Source organism: Streptomyces sp. NPDC055078, assembly GCF_053607985.1.
Genome location: NZ_JBSGUP010000136.1, coordinates 1 through 15,315 on the forward strand (window position 1 = coordinate 1; position 15,315 = coordinate 15,315).

The 15,315-nt window shown below is 71.9% G+C and carries 15 protein-coding genes; 8 read left to right on the forward strand and 7 right to left on the reverse strand.

Annotation, left to right across the window (positions count from 1 at the left end):
* Together ACWF94_RS14595 and ACWF94_RS14600 are read right to left on the reverse strand one after the other, a co-directional pair.
* A partial coding sequence (locus tag ACWF94_RS14595; protein WP_453487701.1) for a DUF397 domain-containing protein occupies positions 1 to 362 on the reverse strand: 362 nt, incomplete at its 3' end.
* Positions 347 to 1,183 carry a helix-turn-helix domain-containing protein gene (locus ACWF94_RS14600; protein ID WP_453487702.1) on the reverse strand — a complete coding sequence of 279 codons (837 nt, stop codon included), beginning with the start codon at positions 1,181 to 1,183 and terminating at the stop codon, positions 347 to 349. The genes ACWF94_RS14600 and ACWF94_RS14595, both read right to left, overlap by 16 nt.
* A 109-nt stretch (positions 1,184 to 1,292) precedes the next feature.
* Between ACWF94_RS14600 and ACWF94_RS14605 the strand changes: the two genes are divergently transcribed.
* The 4 genes from ACWF94_RS14605 (at position 1,293) to ACWF94_RS14620 (ending at position 3,177) form a co-directional block, all read left to right on the forward strand.
* Positions 1,293 to 1,904 carry a hypothetical protein gene (locus ACWF94_RS14605; protein ID WP_453487703.1) on the forward strand — a complete coding sequence of 204 codons (612 nt, stop codon included), beginning with the start codon at positions 1,293 to 1,295 and terminating at the stop codon, positions 1,902 to 1,904.
* Between the two features lie 101 nt (positions 1,905 to 2,005).
* Positions 2,006 to 2,344: a hypothetical protein gene (locus ACWF94_RS14610; RefSeq protein WP_453487704.1), complete on the forward strand. Its 339-nt coding sequence runs from the start codon at positions 2,006 to 2,008 to the stop codon at positions 2,342 to 2,344.
* Positions 2,341 to 2,550: a hypothetical protein gene (locus ACWF94_RS14615; protein ID WP_453487705.1), complete on the forward strand. Its 210-nt coding sequence runs from the start codon at positions 2,341 to 2,343 to the stop codon at positions 2,548 to 2,550. Before ACWF94_RS14610 ends, ACWF94_RS14615 begins: the two co-directional genes overlap by 4 nt.
* Positions 2,551 to 2,799: 249 nt before the next feature.
* A complete protein-coding gene (locus ACWF94_RS14620; protein ID WP_453487706.1) occupies positions 2,800 to 3,177 on the forward strand; it encodes a hypothetical protein in 378 nt (125 codons plus the stop codon).
* A 75-nt stretch (positions 3,178 to 3,252) separates the two neighbouring features.
* Here the strand turns inward: ACWF94_RS14620 and ACWF94_RS14625 are convergent, their stop codons facing one another.
* The gene (locus ACWF94_RS14625; protein ID WP_453487707.1) at positions 3,253 to 4,002 is read right to left on the reverse strand and encodes an SDR family NAD(P)-dependent oxidoreductase; all 750 of its coding nucleotides are present in this window, start codon (positions 4,000 to 4,002) and stop codon (positions 3,253 to 3,255) included.
* Positions 4,003 to 4,198: 196 nt separating this feature from the next.
* Between ACWF94_RS14625 and ACWF94_RS14630 the strand changes: the two genes are divergently transcribed.
* The gene (locus tag ACWF94_RS14630; RefSeq protein WP_453487708.1) at positions 4,199 to 6,073 is read left to right on the forward strand and encodes an NHL domain-containing thioredoxin family protein; all 1,875 of its coding nucleotides are present in this window, start codon (positions 4,199 to 4,201) and stop codon (positions 6,071 to 6,073) included.
* Positions 6,074 to 6,219: 146 nt separating this feature from the next.
* Here ACWF94_RS14630 and ACWF94_RS14635 read toward each other — a convergent pair whose 3' ends face one another.
* The 4 genes from ACWF94_RS14635 to ACWF94_RS14650 form a co-directional block, all read right to left on the reverse strand.
* The gene (locus ACWF94_RS14635; RefSeq protein ID WP_453487709.1) at positions 6,220 to 7,515 is read right to left on the reverse strand and encodes a M18 family aminopeptidase; all 1,296 of its coding nucleotides are present in this window, start codon (positions 7,513 to 7,515) and stop codon (positions 6,220 to 6,222) included.
* A gap of 186 nt (positions 7,516 to 7,701) precedes the next feature.
* On the reverse strand, positions 7,702 to 8,499 hold the full coding sequence (locus ACWF94_RS14640) for a hypothetical protein (protein WP_453487710.1): 798 nt from the start codon (positions 8,497 to 8,499) through the stop codon (positions 7,702 to 7,704).
* A 73-nt stretch (positions 8,500 to 8,572) separates the two neighbouring features.
* Positions 8,573 to 9,877, reverse strand: coding sequence for a PucR family transcriptional regulator (locus tag ACWF94_RS14645; protein ID WP_453487711.1), 1,305 nt, complete (start codon positions 9,875 to 9,877; stop codon positions 8,573 to 8,575).
* A 67-nt stretch (positions 9,878 to 9,944) separates the two neighbouring features.
* Positions 9,945 to 10,154 (reverse strand): hypothetical protein, encoded by a 210-nt coding sequence (locus tag ACWF94_RS14650; RefSeq protein WP_453487712.1) that lies wholly within the window; start codon positions 10,152 to 10,154, stop codon positions 9,945 to 9,947.
* Positions 10,155 to 10,227: 73 nt separating this feature from the next.
* Here ACWF94_RS14650 and ACWF94_RS14655 point away from each other — a divergent pair, with 73 nt between their 5' ends.
* From ACWF94_RS14655 to ACWF94_RS14665, 3 genes are all read left to right on the forward strand, one after another.
* Positions 10,228 to 11,835, forward strand: coding sequence for a GMC family oxidoreductase (locus tag ACWF94_RS14655; protein ID WP_453487715.1), 1,608 nt, complete (start codon positions 10,228 to 10,230; stop codon positions 11,833 to 11,835).
* Positions 11,832 to 13,544, forward strand: coding sequence for an aldehyde dehydrogenase family protein (locus ACWF94_RS14660; RefSeq protein ID WP_453487713.1), 1,713 nt, complete (start codon positions 11,832 to 11,834; stop codon positions 13,542 to 13,544). Before ACWF94_RS14655 ends, ACWF94_RS14660 begins: the two co-directional genes overlap by 4 nt.
* Positions 13,545 to 13,607: 63 nt before the next feature.
* A complete protein-coding gene (locus ACWF94_RS14665) occupies positions 13,608 to 15,269 on the forward strand; it encodes a long-chain-fatty-acid--CoA ligase (protein WP_453487714.1) in 1,662 nt (553 codons plus the stop codon).
* Positions 15,270 to 15,315: the final 46 nt, after the last annotated feature.

Consider the following 15,315-nt stretch of genomic DNA (forward strand, 5'->3'; position numbering starts at 1 on the left):
AGTCCGGCGAATGCGCCGGGGGTGAGTATCAGGGCCGGGGCGGTGGGGGTTTTGCTGTCGCGGAGGGGGATGAGGCCGGGGAAGTCGGTGGAGATTTCCACGCAGTTTCCCCCGTCCGAGTTGCTGTGGCTGGACTTGCGCCAGGTGGCGGCGCTCAGGTCCGGAGACTTGGCGTACGCGACCAGTCCGGCGAACGCGCCGGGGGTGAGTATCAGGGCCGGGGCGGTGGGGGTTTTGCTGTCGCGGAGGGGGATGAGGCCGGGGAAGTCGGTGGAGATCTCGACGCAGTCGCCCCCGTCCTGGTTGCTGTGGCTGGACTTGCGCCAGGTGGCGGTGCTCAGGTCCGCTAGGCGGGTTCGCATTGCGTTTCGTCCTCCATCAGTTGTGAGATCAGAGCTTTGGACTCGTCGGCGGAGAGAGCAGAGTCCCGCATGAGGTCGTAGGACAGGTGGAGGTGATCCACTACTGCCGGAACCTCGTGCAGCGCACCGGACATGCTGCCTTCCACATAGGCCACGGTCCTGCCTTTGGGCAGCCAGAGGATCGTAGTCGAACCGCCCACCAGGCCATGTAGCCCGGCGGAGAAGGGCAACACCTGAAGAGTGATGTTCGGCTGCTCGGACGCGGTGAGCAGCGCGCGTAGCTGGCCCTGCCAGACCTTCGGGTCCGCCGCGGGCCGACGCAGGGCCCCCTCATCGAGCACTGCCCTGAAGTGGCGCAAGCCCGGGCGCCGCAGCACGGACTGTCGGCTGAGCCGTGCGGCTACCCGTTCCTCCAGTTCGTGTTCGTCACGGATCTGGCCCCACTGGAGAATGTCCCGCGCGTACTCCTCGGTCTGGAGCAGTCCCGGAACTGTGCTGCATGTGTACTGATACCTGGCGGTCGCTTCCTGCTCCAGCTTGATGAACAGCTTGTACTTGTCGGGGAAGACCCCGTCCTTCGCCATTTCCCACAGCAGCCGGAGGTGATTGACCGTGCCGTACACGGTGTCCAGCGCCGTCATCACCTCCGGTGAACCGATGCGTTCCCCCTTCTCCAGCTTGTGGAGATAGGCGCGGTCGTACGTCGTCTCGTCCGCCAGTTCGGACAGGGACTTTCCCGACTCCTCGCGAAGGCGGGCGACTTCGTCGGCGAGGATCTGGCGGGCGGGCTTCCCGCTGACTTCGGATTTGCGTACGGACATGTCAACTCCCCTGTAGCCCTTGGTCGTAGGGCTACAGCTAGCCCCTTTCGAGAGTAAACCTCGCACGGTCACTGTGGAGCCACTCAGAGTGAAAGGGCGAGGCTCTGCAATGAGCGCGGATGCGAAGTGCGAGACATGCGAACGGCTGCGCGGCACCTTGAAAGCCGCCATCGAAGCCGGGGACAAGACGATGGCGATCGACTGCCGGGTGCTTCTGCGGCGGCACCCCGCGCATGACGCCCGGCCTATCAAGGCCAATCAGCCGGTGGAGGAGCCCGCGGCCGGGACGCGGAAGGTCTGCGGAGCCGTCGACGCGCTGCCGGTGCGGCTCGCGGTGGTCATCGTGGAGACCGCGCCCGATGGTGCGGGGCGGCCGGACCTGGAGGCGTTTCTGCGCTGTCCGCTGGAGGAGCATGCGAGTGGCCCGCACTACGCGCTGGTGTGGCAGCTCGATGATGCCGCGCGGGGCGAGATGTGGGTGCGGTGGGCGGACGGACAGGTGCCCGAGTGCTCGCTGACCCTGCCCGACTGCCCCGGCCACAACGGCCGGACCGGCGCGGCGGAAGAGGGGTGCACGCTCTTCGCCGACCACCCCGGGGCGCACAGCTTCGATCTCCGGGACCCGGGCGACGAGGCGCTGCGGAGCAGTCCCGAGTACGCGCGCCTCCAGGCCTTGTTCGACGAACGGCTGCGTGACGCGAGCTTCCCCTATCACTCCTGAGGAATCCACCGAAACGGACACGAGTTAACAGGCGCCCCAGCAGTCCGGGTTGAGCGGTCTGCCGGGGCTCGCCAACCAGCTAAGAAGGAGCTGACCAGCTTATGCGTGATGTTATCGCCCGGGTTCTGCTGTGGGCCCTCGAACGGGTGCTTCCGGCCGAGGAGAAGAGCGTGGGCCGCCACCGGCACGCACCGCCGCCCGCCGCGCCGGTCGAATGGTGGGCCGACCCCTGGACCGAGCCGTGGACCACCCCGACACCCGCTCATGTCATCGAGCGCCACGCCCCCCTCCGGGGCGAGGACAGCCGCCTCGTACGCCCCTACGCCCTGCTGGACGACACCCTGCGCCTCCGCACCGTACGAAGGCGGCCCCGGAACCTCGTATACGCGGTCGGCGGGATCGACCACCCCTTCACCTGGTGGGCCGGAGCGCCCCGATGACCCCCGAAGCGCTCACCGCGCCCGCGCCGACCGCCTTCACGGCCACCTGTATCGAATGCCGCCGGCCCACCTCGGCTCCGGTACGGGTCCGCTGGCTCCCCAGCGCCAGCGGCCCCGGAGTCACCCTCTACGCCTGTCCGCGCTGTGCCCCGCTGCTCACCCCCGGGCCCACCCCGGATGAGTACGGAGCCCGGCAGGCGACGTAGACCGAGATCCACTCGTGCGCGCTGCGGGTCCCCGGCCTGACCGACCGGGGACCCTGCCCACGGTGGCGGGTCATTCGACGCAAGGGTGGCGGCGGCCAGGATTTCGGGCATGACGATCGGGATTCAGGCGCATCACATCTGGCCCGTTCGGGCTCTGTGGTCACACGACTGTCCCTGCGACCCTTCAGGGGTCAGTGACCGGCTGTGCAGAGGCGGTTGTGCCGCCGCTTGGACTGCCGGAGAGAACCCATGGGAAAGGACACCATGTTACGGACCATCCGGCGTTTTGCCGCGCTCGCCATGATTCCGGCGGCCCTCACCCTGGTCGCCGCCGCCCCCGCCGGTGCCACCGGCACTGGAGAGGGGGACGAGATCGGTATCGCGTACAGGAATGCCTTCTACCGGGGTCCGTCCGTCGAACTGAGGGACACCGGCGGCTCCTGCACGACCATCACGGCCATCGACGACGGCGTACAGTCAGCGGTGAACTTCGAGGGTTCCGGGCGCGTCATCACGTTCTACCTGGGCCACCGATGCGAAATCCCGTTCACCATGTTGTTCCCCGGAGAGAGCAACCGTGCCATTGGTGAGCTTTCGCCGCGCAGTTACCGGACCACCCCCGGGTAGGCGACCACGCCGCCCGCGAGTCCTCCCCCGGGCCCCCGGCGGCCCGGGGGCCCAGCAAGATCCATCAGAAGCGGCCTAGTCCACGATCGCCCCGCAGGAGATGTTCACCTCGGTTGCGGTCAGTGTGCGGGCCCGGTCCGAGGCGACGAAGGCGGCGACGTTGCCCACGTCCTCCAGGGTCGCGGTCCGGTGCAGCAGGGTCGCCTGCTCAAGAGAGGCCGTGATCTCGTCGCGTCCGGCGAACCCCTCAGGGATGGTCTCCGGCACGCCGCCCGTTTTGAGGGTGACCACGCGGATGCCGGACGGGCCCAGTTCGCACGCCCACTGGCGGCGAAGGCCCTCGATCGCGTCCAGGGCGATCTTGAAGCCGCCCATGCCGGGGAGGGTCTGGGGGCCGCCGCCGCCGAAGGTGAGGATCACGCCCGACCCGCGTGGGGTCATATGACGCGCCGCCGCCCGGGTCGTCAGGAACTGTGACCGGGTCGCGATGGTGATCGGCTGGAGGAAGTCGGCCACCGAGATCTCGGTCAGCGGCTGCTGGACGTCCCCGTACCCGATGACGTTGAACGAGATGTCGAGCCGTCCGGCCCGCGCGGCGACGGCGTCCACGTACGCGTCGACCGCCTCCTCGTCCAGGGCGTCCACGACGGCGGTCTCCGCCGTGCCGCCCACCGCGCGGATCGACTCGGCGACCGCGTCGAGGGTCGGCTTGGTGCGCCCGGCGAGGAAGACCCTCGCGCCCTCGCGGGCGAACGCGCGCGCGATGGCGGCGCCGATCGACCCGCCCGCTCCGTAGAGCACGGCCACCTTGTCCTCCAGCAGCATTTCCGCTCACATCCCTTCCGTACGGCGGACACCCCGGTGCGACCGGGGTTTCATCAGGTACGTCGGAGCCGCGCACCGGAATTCGACACGCCGCGCCCACCGATTTCTGCGGGGGCGATTCGTCAGCCCGGACGCGGCGGCCCCCAGGGGGCGGCCAGGACCGAACCCCGGTGACGGGGATGGCACCCTGGACTCCATGAACGATGCCGCCCCGGCGCACACCCCCGCGCCCGCGTCCAAGCCCGCCGCAGCGCACACCCCCGCGCCCGCCTCCGCGCCCCGCCGTGCCCGTGCCCGTGTCCGAGCCCCCGAGCTGATCGGCAAGGGTGGCTGGCTGAACACCGGTGACCGGCAGTACACCCTCGCCGACCTCCGGGGGAAGATCGTCCTGCTCGACTTCTGGACCTTCTGCTGCATCAACTGCCTGCATGTCCTGGACGAGCTGCGCGAGCTGGAGGAGAAGCACCGCGACACCGTGGTGGTCATCGGGGTCCACTCGCCGAAGTTCGTCCACGAGGCCGAGCACCAGGCCGTCGTGGACGCCGTCGAGCGGTACCAGGTGCACCACCCGGTGCTGGACGACCCCGAGCTGGCGACCTGGAAGCAGTACGCGGTACGGGCCTGGCCCACGCTTGTCGTCATCGACCCTGAGGGGTACGTGGTGGCGCAGCACGCGGGGGAGGGGCACGCGCACGCCATCGGGAAGCTGGTGGCGGAGCTGGAGACCGCGCACGCCGCGAAGGGGACGCTGCGGCGCGGCGACGGGCCGTATGTCGCGCCGGAGCCGGTGGCGACCGATCTGCGGTTCCCCGGGAAGGCGGTGGTACTGCCGTCGGGGAACCTCCTGGTCTCCGACTCGACCCGGCACCAGTTGGTCGAGCTGGCGCCGGACGGGGAGAGCGTCGTACGGCGGATCGGGGACGGGGACGGGGACGGGGAGTTCAACGAGCCGCAGGGGCTCGCGCTGCTGCCTGACGGGCGGGTGGCCGTCGCGGACACCGTCAACCACGCCATCCGGGCGTACGACCCCGTCACCGGCGCGGTCGAGACGCTCGCCGGGACCGGACGGCAGTGGTGGCAGGGGTCGCCGACCGCCGGGCCCGCGCGGGAGGTCGCGCTGTCCTCGCCGTGGGATGTGGCGTGGTGGGACGGGAAACTGTGGATCGCCATGGCCGGGACACACCAGCTGTGGACGTACGACCCGGAGGCGGGGACCGTCGGGGTCGCGGCCGGGACGACCAGCGAAGGGCTGGTCGACGGGCCCGCGGCCGAGGCGTGGTTCGCGCAGCCGTCCGGGCTCGCGGCGGCCGGGGACCGGCTGTGGATCGCGGACGCCGAGACCTCCGCGCTGCGGTGGATCGACACCGACCGGGTCGTCCACACCGCCGTGGGCACCGGCCTCTTCGACTTCGGGCACCGCGACGGGGACGCCGGACAGGCCCTGTTCCAGCACCCGCTGGGCGTCACCGCGCTGCCGGACGGGTCCGTCGCAGTCAGCGACACGTACAACCACGCCCTGCGCCGCTACGATCCGGCCACCGGTGAGGTCACCACTCTCGCCACCGATCTGCGGGAGCCGTCCGGCGCGGTCCTCGTGGGCGGGGACATCGTCGTCGTGGAGTCGGCGCGGCACCGGCTCACCCGGCTGCGGCTGCCGGAGGAGGCGGTACGCGTCGACGCCGTCGCCCACCGCACCCGGCGGGCCGCGACCGAGGTCGCCCCGGGCCGGCTGCGGCTGGATATCGTCTTCCAGGCCCCGGCCGGCCAGAAGCTGGACACCCGTTACGGGCCCTCCACCCGGCTGCTCGTCTCCGCGACCCCGCCCGGACTGCTCATCGGCGGCGACGGCACGGGCACCGATCTCTCGCGCGAGCTGGAGATCGACCCGGCGGTCGGCGAGGGCGTCCTGCATGTCTCGGCGATGGCCGCCTCCTGCGACGACGACCCCGCGAACCCGTATCCGGCCTGCCATGTGCACCAGCAGGACTGGGGGGTTCCGGTGACCGTGACGGCCCAGGGGGTCTCCCGGCTGCCGCTGGTGCTCGCCGGGATGGACGACGACGCGTCGTAGGGCGGGTGGAGCGGGCCGGGGGCGGGCGGTGGGTACGGCGGAGAGACCCCGCTCCGTACGGCGGGATACCTGACCCGTACGGTCGCGAGCTGTTCCGTACGGCGTGAGGCGCCCGCCCCCGGACCCGCCCCCCCCGGACGCGCGGCTCAGCCCTCCAGGAACGCCCGCACCACGTTCGCCAGCAGATACGGGTCGTCCGCCCCGCACAGTTCACGCGCGCTGTGCATCGACAGACACGCGACACCGATGTCAACGGTCGCGATGCCGTGCCGGGCCGCCGTGATCGGGCCGATCGTCGTGCCGCACGGCATCGCGTTGTTCGACACGAACGACTGCCACGGCACATCCGCCCGCTCGCACGCCGCCGCGAACACCGCCCGCCCGCTGCCGTCCGTGGCGTACCGCTGGTTCACATTGACCTTAAGGATCGGGCCGCCGTTGGGGCGCGGGTGGTGCGTCGGGTCGTGGCGCTCCGGGTAGTTGGGGTGCACGGCGTGGCCGACGTCGGAGGAGAGGCAGAACGTCGCGGCGAAGGCGCGGGCCCGGTCCTCGTAGCCGCCGCCGCGCGCGAACACCGAGCGCTCCAGCACCGAGCCGAGCAGCGGGCCGTCCGCGCCGGTGTCCGCCTGGGAGCCGTTCTCCTCGTGGTCGAAGGCGGCGAGGACGGGGATGTACGACAGCGAGGGGGACGCGGCGGCGGCGAGGGCGGCCACCGACGCGTGCACGGAGAGCAGATTGTCCAGCCGGGGCGCGGCCAGCAGTTCCCGGTCGCGGCCGAGATAGGCGGGCGGTTCGACCGGGTGGGTCATCAGGTCCCAGCCGGTGATCTCGGCCGGATCGGTGCCGGCCGCCTCGGCGAGGAACTCGATGAGATCGCCCTCCCGGACCTCGCCGAGACCCCAGATGGGCTGCATATGGCGCTGCTTGTCGAGCTTGAGGCCATCGGTGTGCACGGAGCGGTCGAGGTGGATCGCGAGCTGTGGCACCCGCAGCAGCGGCCGGTCGACGTTCACCAGCCGGTGTGTGCCGTCCCGCAGGCTGAGCCGCCCGGCGATCCCGAGGTCGCGGTCCAGCCAGCTGTTGAGCAGCGGGCCGCCGTAGATCTCGACGGCGACCTGCCGCCAGCCGTGCGCCCCGGTGTCCGGCAGCGGCTTGACCCGCAGATTCGGGGAGTCGGTGTGTGCGCCGACGATCCGGAACGGGGTGTGGGGCTCGGCGCCCTCCGGCACGTACCACGCGATCAGCGCGCCACCGCGTATCACATACCGGCCCCCGGCGGTCGCGTCCCAGCGGGCCGTCTCCGCGACCTGCCGGAACCCGGCCTTCTCCAGCCGCTCGGCGGCGACGGACACCGCGTGGTACGGCGACGGCGCGGCGGTCACGAAGGCCATCAGATCGTCGGTGTGTCCGCGGTCGAAACGGACGGGTGCGCTCGTGCTCATGCAGCCACCTTAACGAGGGGCGCACGCCGGGGGCGCGCGCCGAGCCACGCCCCACCCGCAGGGCCGGGGCACGGGCCTTTCCGCCGACGGCGGCGGGAAGGTTTCTGTGTCCGAGGGTTTCTGTGTCCGAAGGTCCCTATGTCTATGGCGCGATGTCTATGGCGCGATGTCTGTGGCGCGACGGTGCTAACCCTTGAGGACGGCCGACGGCGTCTCGCCGTTCTGCGCCTGCCGGGAGCGCTCGGCGATCATCCCCACGAACGCCCGCAGCTCCTCCCCGGTACGCTCCCCGGCCTCAAGGCCGCCCGTCTCGACCACTACCAGGGTTGTACCCACCCTGGCCTGGACAGTCGCACCGTGCGGGGTCAATGCGGACTTACCGCGCCGGATGCTGTGCTGTTCGCCGGCCGGGCTGGGGAGGGTCGCGTCGGCGAACGGCGGCCGGAGCTGGAAGCGCAGCCGCTCCCACAGGGGGGCGTACGCGGCGGTGGCGGAGGCGGCGTCCTGATAGGCGTACACGGTGAAGGCGATGGTCCCCTCGCCCTGCTTGGCATAGAGCGAGCTGCCGGTGAGGAGGGCGCCCTCGCAGACCGGGTCGGTCTTCTTGACGCAGCTGATCGGGCCGCCCGCCGCGCCCTGCCGGGTGAGATCGAACGCGACCGGCTCCGCGGTGAGGGACCAGCCGGGGACGCTGTCCGCACCGGGCAGCAGCGCGGTGACCCGCCGCGGGTCGAGCCGGGCGGCGGTGCCGGGGCCGGTGCCGAAGCCGCCGCCGCCCTGCTCGCCCGTGCCCGGCGCCGGGCTGCCTGCCGGTTCGCCGGACCGGCTGTCGGTCGGTTCGTCTGACCGGCTGCCGGCCGGTTTCCTGTCGGGGTCCGGGCCGCCAGCGGATCCCGGGTCCGAGCCGCAACCCGTCAACAGCAGCGCCCCCGCCAGCGCCCCGGCGGCCAGGTGCCGCGCGTACCCCGTGATGCTCCGCGTCATGTCCATGTGCCCCCCATGCTGTTGGCCGCGATCATACGGGCGGCCCGGCCCGGGGGAAGCGGGTTGTGCCGGGTCAGGGAGCCGGCTGTCCGGCGAGCGGTGCCCCGGCGGGCGTACGGGGGCCGGGGCCGCCCGCCAGCCGTACCGCGCGCAGTGCGATGTACAGCTCGGCCGAGGAGTCCGCGTCGGTGATGCGGCGGCCGGTCAGGGCGGCGATCTGGTTGAGCCGGTACAGCACGGTGTTGCGGTGGCAGTGCAGCCGCTCGGCGGCCCGGGTGGTCGAACCGCCGGTGGCGAACCAGGTCTCCAGCGTGTCCAGCAGCCGCGTCCGCTCGTCCTCCGGCAGGGAGTGCAGCCGTCCGAAGACCGTACGCGTCACCTCCGACGCGATGTCCGGTGAGGCCGTCGCCAGCAGGGCGATCGGCGAACTGCCGTAGACATGGGTGCCGCTGGTGCCGGGCGGCAGGCACTGGGCGGCCATCTGGGCCTCCCGCCAGGCGCTGGGGGCCTGTGCGGGGGAGGCGAAGGGGCGGCTGACGCCGATACGGGACACGGCGGACCTGGCGAGCTGTTCGCCTGCCGTGACGGCCGCCTGCTCGTTCGGGAGGGCGATCAGACCGGCCCGGGTGCCGATCTGCTGGATCCACTCGGAGCCGATTCCGGCGGACCGCAGCCGGGTGTCGACGGCGGGCAGCGGCTCGGTTCCCTCGTGGATCTCGGCGCACACCACCAGGAACGGGCCCTGGCGGTCCAGCCCCAGGACGCGCACGGTCTCCCAGGCGCCCGCGCCGTTCCCGGCGCTGCCGTCGAGAAGGGTGGTGAGCATGACGTTCCGGGCGGCGGCGTTACGGCGGGACTGCTCCTCCACCGCCGTGCGGTACGCCTCGGCCGCGGCGCTGGAGCACTCGTCGATCACCACCCAGATGCCGGACGCCGTGTGCAGCAGCTCCGTGGCGGTGCCCTCCGCCACAGCCATCGCGAGCAGCCGGTCCCAGATGAAGCGCCCGGCGAGCCGGAACGCGTGCAGCAGCGCGGCGAGTGGGATGCCCCGCTCCGCCTTGAGCCGGCCCGCCGCGCGGGGCGCGTCCAGGGACGCGGGACAGCCCTGGAGCGCGGTGAGCAGGGTCCGGAGGTTGTCGTGTACGGCGCCGCGAAGCTGCTCGTGGCTGAGCAGGGTGCTCTCGACGTACTGGTGCTCACCGCTCAGGATCTCCGCGGTCAGCTCGTCCGTGAGCGGCTCCACGGAGGCGAGCAGGCGGCCGACCAGCTCCGCGATGTGCTCGCCGTCGCCGAGTGCGGTGGTCGTCGGACGGAATACGCCGTCGCCCGGTGTGGTGGTCGTCCGGCGAGACGCCTCGCCGCCTGGTGCCGTCGTCATGCGACGAGCCTAACCCCACCCGGCTGTGCCACGGCACAATCGGCGGCCCGATACTCCCGCCGACCGCCTATGGCGTTGTGCTGGCGGCAGGGGCGAGCATACCGGTCATTGATGTGCCCCTGGATGCGTGCTTGTGGCGCTCGCACAATCGGGCCGGGTCGTCGCGCCGTACACGGTCGGACAGCAGGTCAAGCGGCAGGCCAGGCGGCAGGCCAAGCAGCAGGCCAAGCAGCAGGCCAAGCAGCAGGCCGAACGGCAGGCCGACGAGCGCGACCAAGGCAGCAGGCCGAGCAGCGGGCCCAGGGCCAATCGCCGGATCAGAGCTGGTCGAAGGAGAGCGGATGAACAGCATGAACAGCTACGGCTACGACTACGTCGTCGTCGGGGCGGGTTCCGCGGGCTGTGTGCTGGCGGCCCGGCTGTCGGAGGACCCCGGCGCTCGGGTGGCGCTGATCGAGGCGGGTGGCGCGGACACCGCGCAGGAGGTCCATGTGCCCGCCGCCTTCAGTCAGCTGTTCAAGGGGGACCTCGACTGGGACCTCGACTCCGAGCCCGAACCGGGGCTCGGCGGTCGCCGTGCCTATCTGCCGCGCGGCAAGGTGTTCGGCGGTTGCAGCTCGATCAACGCGATGATCTACATCAGGGGCAACCGGGCCGACTACGACGGCTGGGCCGCAGCCGGTGCGGACGGCTGGTCCTACCAGGACGTCCTGCCCTACTTCCGGCGCTCCGAGGACAATGTGCGCGGCGCGGACGCCTTCCATGGCGCCGGCGGCCCGCTGACCGTCTCCGACAGCCGCTCCAACCACCCCCTGACCTCGGCGTTCATCGAGGCGGCCGTCCGCGCCGGGCACCCGCGCAACGACGACTTCAACGGCGAGAGCCAGCTCGGTGTCGGCCCGTACCAGCTCACCCAGCGCGACGGGCTGCGGTGCAGCACATCCATCGCCTTCCTCCACCCGGCGCTGGACCGGCCGAACCTCACGGTCCTGTCCGGAGCGCGGGCGGACCGGGTGGTGATCGAGAACGGCCGGGCCACGGGTGTGGTGGTGACCCGGGACGGCGGGACCGAGACGATCACCGCCGGGCGCGAGGTGATCCTCTCGGCGGGCGCGTACGAGTCCCCGAAGCTGCTGATGCTCTCCGGTGTCGGACCCGCCGCCGCGCTCACCGCCCTCGGCCTGGACGTGGTGGCCGACCTGCCGGTGGGCGAGGGGCTCCAGGACCACTACATGACCCTGCTGAACTTCCGTACGGACAGGGAATCCCTGATGACGGCGGCGAGCCCGGCCAACGCCGCCCTGCTCCAGAGCGAGGGGCGCGGCCCGCTGACGTCGAACATCGGCGAGGCGGGCGGGTTCTTCCACAGCCGGAACGGCCTGGACGCCCCGGATGTGCAGTTCCATATGGCCCCTGTGCTCTTCCACCAGGAAGGGCTCGGCCCCGTCACGGAGCACGGATTCGCCTTCGGCCCCTGTGTGCTCGCGCCGACCAGCCGGGGCCGGGTGACGCTGCGCTCCGCCCGCCCGGACGCCGCGCCCCGGATCACGCACAACTATCTGACCACCGCCGATGACCGGGACGCCCTCGTCGCCGGAGTCCGTATCGCCCTGGACATAGCGGCGCAGGCCCCGGCCGCCGAGGTCATCACCGGCCCGTACGACGTCCCTGCATCGGACTCCGACGCCGACATCCTCGCCTGGGCCCGGCGGGCCGGGATGACCCTCTTCCACCCGACGTCGACCTGTGCCATCGGCTCGGTCGTCGACCCGGAGCTGCGGGTGTACGGGGTGGCGGGGCTGCGGGTCGCCGACGCGTCCGTGTTCCCGTCGGTGCCGAGGGCCAATACCAACGCGCCCACGGTCATGGCCGCCGAGAAGGCCGCCGATCTCATCAAGGGCGCCATGGGAATCGAAGGAACCAAGGGGATCGAAGGAACCAAGGGAGACGTGCGATGACGACATCCGTGCCCGCGTCCGGGCGGGTGGCCGAGGCCGACCGCGCCGTGGCCGACCTCGTACGCGGCGAGGCCGCCTGGGCCGCGTGCGGGCTCGCCCGGCGCCGGGAGCTGCTGGAGCGGGTGCACACCGCTGCCGGTGAGCAGTCGGAGGCGTGGGTGCGGGCAGCCGCCGCGTACAAGCGGCTCCCGGACGGCAGCCCGCTGATCGGCGAGGAGTGGATCACCGGGCCGTATCCCGTGCTGACCGGCACCGGGGCGCTGGCCGCGAGTATCCGGGCGCTGGAGGCGGGCGGGAGCCCGGTCGACGCGTTCACGACGCGCCCGGCGCCGGGCGGGCGGGTCGCCGTGCGGGTCCTGCCGCACAGCGTCTACGACCGGCTGCTGCTGAGCGGATTCAGCGCCGATGTGTGGATGCCTCCGGGCGTCACCGCCGAGGAGGTACGGAGCCGGGCGGGCCTGGCCCTGCGCTCGCCCGAGGCGACCGGCGGCGTCGGGGTGGTCCTCGGCGCGGGGAACATCACCTCGATCCCGGTCCTGGATGTGCTGTACGAGCTGTACGCGCACAACCGGGTCGTCGTCCTCAAGCTCAACCCGGTCACCGACGGGCTGCTCGGGGTGTTCCGCGCGGTGCTGGCCCCGCTGATCGATGCCGGCGCGGTCCGCGTCCTGACCGGCGGGGCCGATATCGGCACCCATCTCGTCCACCACCCGAGCGTGCGGCACGTCCATATGACGGGCAGCGCGGTGACGCACGACGCGATCGTCTTCGGTACGGGCGAGGAGGGCGCGGCCCGCAAGCGGGCGGGCACCCCCCTGCTCGACAAGCCGGTCACCAGCGAGCTGGGCGGTGTCTCGCCCACCATCGTGCTCCCGGGGAACTGGTCGGGCGCCGACCTCCGCTTCCAGGCGGAGCACATCGCCACCCAGCGCCTGCACAACGGCGGCTACAACTGTGTCGCGGGCCAGATCGTGGTCATCAGCTCCCAATGGGCACAGAAGGACCGCTTCCTGGCCGAACTGCGGGCGGCGCTCGACAGGGCACCGGCCCGCCCGGCGTACTACCCCGGCAGCGACGACCGGGTGGCGGGGGCGCTCGCCGCGTACAGCGGCGCGCGCCGGATCGGCGACCGCGTACTGATCGAAGGACTCGACCCCCGGGACCCGGGACCGGCGCTGACCACCGAGTACTTCGCCCCGGTGCTGGGCGTACTCGAACTGCCCGGCGCCCCCGGAGCCTTCCTGGCCGACGCGGTCGACACCGTGAACGAGAAGTTCGCCGGCACGCTCGGCGTCAACCTCATCGCCCACCCCCGTACGCTGTCCGCCCTCGGCCCCGCCCTGGACGAGGCGATCGCCCGGCTGCGCTACGGCACGGTCGCCGTGAACGCCTGGACCGGTGTCGGCTATCTGACCGCCACCGCCAGTTGGGGAGCCTTCCCCGGGCACACCGTCGACGATGTACAGAGCGGGATCGGCGTGGTCCACAACGCCGTTCTGCTGGACGGGCCGGAACGCACGGTGGTCCGGGGGCCGTTCCGCCCCGCGCCCCGGTCGGTCCTGCACGGTGAGCCGTCGATCTCCCCGAAGCCGCCGTGGTTCGTGACCAACAGGACCGCCGCGACCACCGGCCGGCTGCTCACCGGCTTTGCCGCCGGGCCCCGCTGGACCGCCCTGCCCGGGATCTTCGCCTCCGCGCTGCGCGGCTGACGGCCGCCCCCGCGCCCCCCTGCGCCCCCCGCGCCCCCCTGCGCCGACACAGGAGACACGCACATGCTCAATCTGGCCGTACTGCTGGCGGACACCGCCCGGGAGCACCCGGACCGCGACGCGCTCGTCCTCGACGGCGCCCGTCTGACGTACGCGGAGGTCGACGCCGCCGCCGCCCGCGTCGCGGCGGGACTCGCGGCGCACGGCATCGGGCCGGGCGACCGGGTCGCCCTGAGCTGCCCGAACCTCCCGGCCTTCCCCGTCGTCTACTACGGCATCCTCAAGGCCGGGGCGACGGTGGTGCCGCTGAACGTTCTGCTGACCGAGCGTGAGATCACCTATCACCTCCAGGACTCGGGGGCGAAGGCGTACTTCTGCTTCGACGGCAACGACCGGCTGCCGACGGGGAAGGCGGGGGCGGCGGCGTTCGCGGCGGCGCCCGGCTGTGAACACTTCGTCGTGATCACTGCCGAGGGGCTGAGCGGCGCTCCCTCGGCCGGCGCTCCCTCCGGCGGTTCCCCCTCGGCCGGCTCTCCTTCCAGCAGTACCCCCTCCGGCGGCTCCCCCTCCGCCGGGACGTCCACGCTCGCGGAGTTCACCGATGGGCACCCCACGCTCGCGGAGTTCACCGAGGGGGCGCCCGCCGGGTTCGACACCGTGCCGACCCGGGAGACCGACACGGCGGTGGTGCTCTACACCAGCGGTACGACCGGCAGACCCAAGGGCGCCGAGCTGACCCACAGCAACATGGTGCAGAACGCACTGCTGGCCAACCGGCTGTTCGCCGCGTCCCCCGACGATGTGCACCTGGTCGCGCTGCCGCTCTTCCACTCCTTCGGCCAGACCGTGCACCTGAACGCGGGCTTCGCGAGCGGCGCGACGGTCGTTCTGCTGCCCCGCTTCGAGGCGGGGGCGGCGCTGGCGGCGATGGAGCGCGAGCGGGTCACCTTCTTCGCCGGGGTCCCGACGATGTACTGGGCGCTGCTGACCCATGAGGCGGCCGACCGCTTCGACCTCCCGGGCATCGCCCGGAATCTGCGGGTCAGCGTCTCCGGCGGGTCCGCCCTGCCGGTCGAGGTGCTGAAGGGATTCGAGGAACGTTTCGGCGTGCCCGTCCTTGAGGGCTACGGACTCTCCGAGACCAGCCCGGTCGCCACCTTCAACCGGATGGACGGCCCGCGTAAACCCGGTTCGATCGGACGCCCGGTGTGGGGCGTGGAGGTGCGGATCGTCCGCGAGGACGGTACGGACGCGGGCCCGGACGAGCCCGGGGAGATCCGTATCCGGGGCCACAATGTGATGAAGGGCTATCTCGACCGGCCGGAGGCGACCGCCGAGGCGATCGACCCACAGGGCTGGTTCCGCACCGGGGACATCGGCCGGCGCGACGCCGACGGTTTCGTCTTCATCATCGACCGCACCACCGATCTGATCATCCGGGGCGGCTTCAATGTGTACCCCCGGGAACTTGAGGAGATCCTGCTCACCCACCCGGAGGTCAGCCTCGCCGCCGTGACCGGGGTGCCCCACCCCAGCCATGGTGAGGAGGTGAAGGCGTACGTCATCCGCAAACCGGGTTCCACGCTCACCGAGGACGAACTCGTGCGGTGGTGCAAGGAGACCATGGCCGCCTACAAGTACCCCCGGATCATCGAGTTCCGGGACGCCCTCCCCATGACCGCGACCGGAAAGATCCTCAAACGGGAGCTGTCGGCGGCGCGCTGACCGTCCGGTGGATCAACTGCCCTGCCCGCACCAGCACGTCGGTCTC

Coding starts and splice junctions, on each gene's coding strand:
- ACWF94_RS14630 (WP_453487708.1), top strand. CDS start 4,199: ATGAACGATGCCGCCCCGGCGCACACCCCCGCGCCCGCGTCCAAGCCC.
- ACWF94_RS14615 (WP_453487705.1), top strand. CDS start 2,341: ATGACCCCCGAAGCGCTCACCGCGCCCGCGCCGACCGCCTTCACGGCC.
- ACWF94_RS14635 (WP_453487709.1), bottom strand. CDS start 7,515: ATGAGCACGAGCGCACCCGTCCGTTTCGACCGCGGACACACCGACGAT.
- ACWF94_RS14620 (WP_453487706.1), top strand. CDS start 2,800: ATGGGAAAGGACACCATGTTACGGACCATCCGGCGTTTTGCCGCGCTC.
- ACWF94_RS14660 (WP_453487713.1), top strand. CDS start 11,832: ATGACGACATCCGTGCCCGCGTCCGGGCGGGTGGCCGAGGCCGACCGC.
- ACWF94_RS14600 (WP_453487702.1), bottom strand. CDS start 1,183: ATGTCCGTACGCAAATCCGAAGTCAGCGGGAAGCCCGCCCGCCAGATC.
- ACWF94_RS14610 (WP_453487704.1), top strand. CDS start 2,006: ATGCGTGATGTTATCGCCCGGGTTCTGCTGTGGGCCCTCGAACGGGTG.
- ACWF94_RS14605 (WP_453487703.1), top strand. CDS start 1,293: ATGAGCGCGGATGCGAAGTGCGAGACATGCGAACGGCTGCGCGGCACC.
- ACWF94_RS14655 (WP_453487715.1), top strand. CDS start 10,228: ATGAACAGCTACGGCTACGACTACGTCGTCGTCGGGGCGGGTTCCGCG.
- ACWF94_RS14645 (WP_453487711.1), bottom strand. CDS start 9,877: ATGACGACGGCACCAGGCGGCGAGGCGTCTCGCCGGACGACCACCACA.
- ACWF94_RS14625 (WP_453487707.1), bottom strand. CDS start 4,002: ATGCTGCTGGAGGACAAGGTGGCCGTGCTCTACGGAGCGGGCGGGTCG.
- ACWF94_RS14665 (WP_453487714.1), top strand. CDS start 13,608: ATGCTCAATCTGGCCGTACTGCTGGCGGACACCGCCCGGGAGCACCCG.
- ACWF94_RS14640 (WP_453487710.1), bottom strand. CDS start 8,499: ATGACGCGGAGCATCACGGGGTACGCGCGGCACCTGGCCGCCGGGGCG.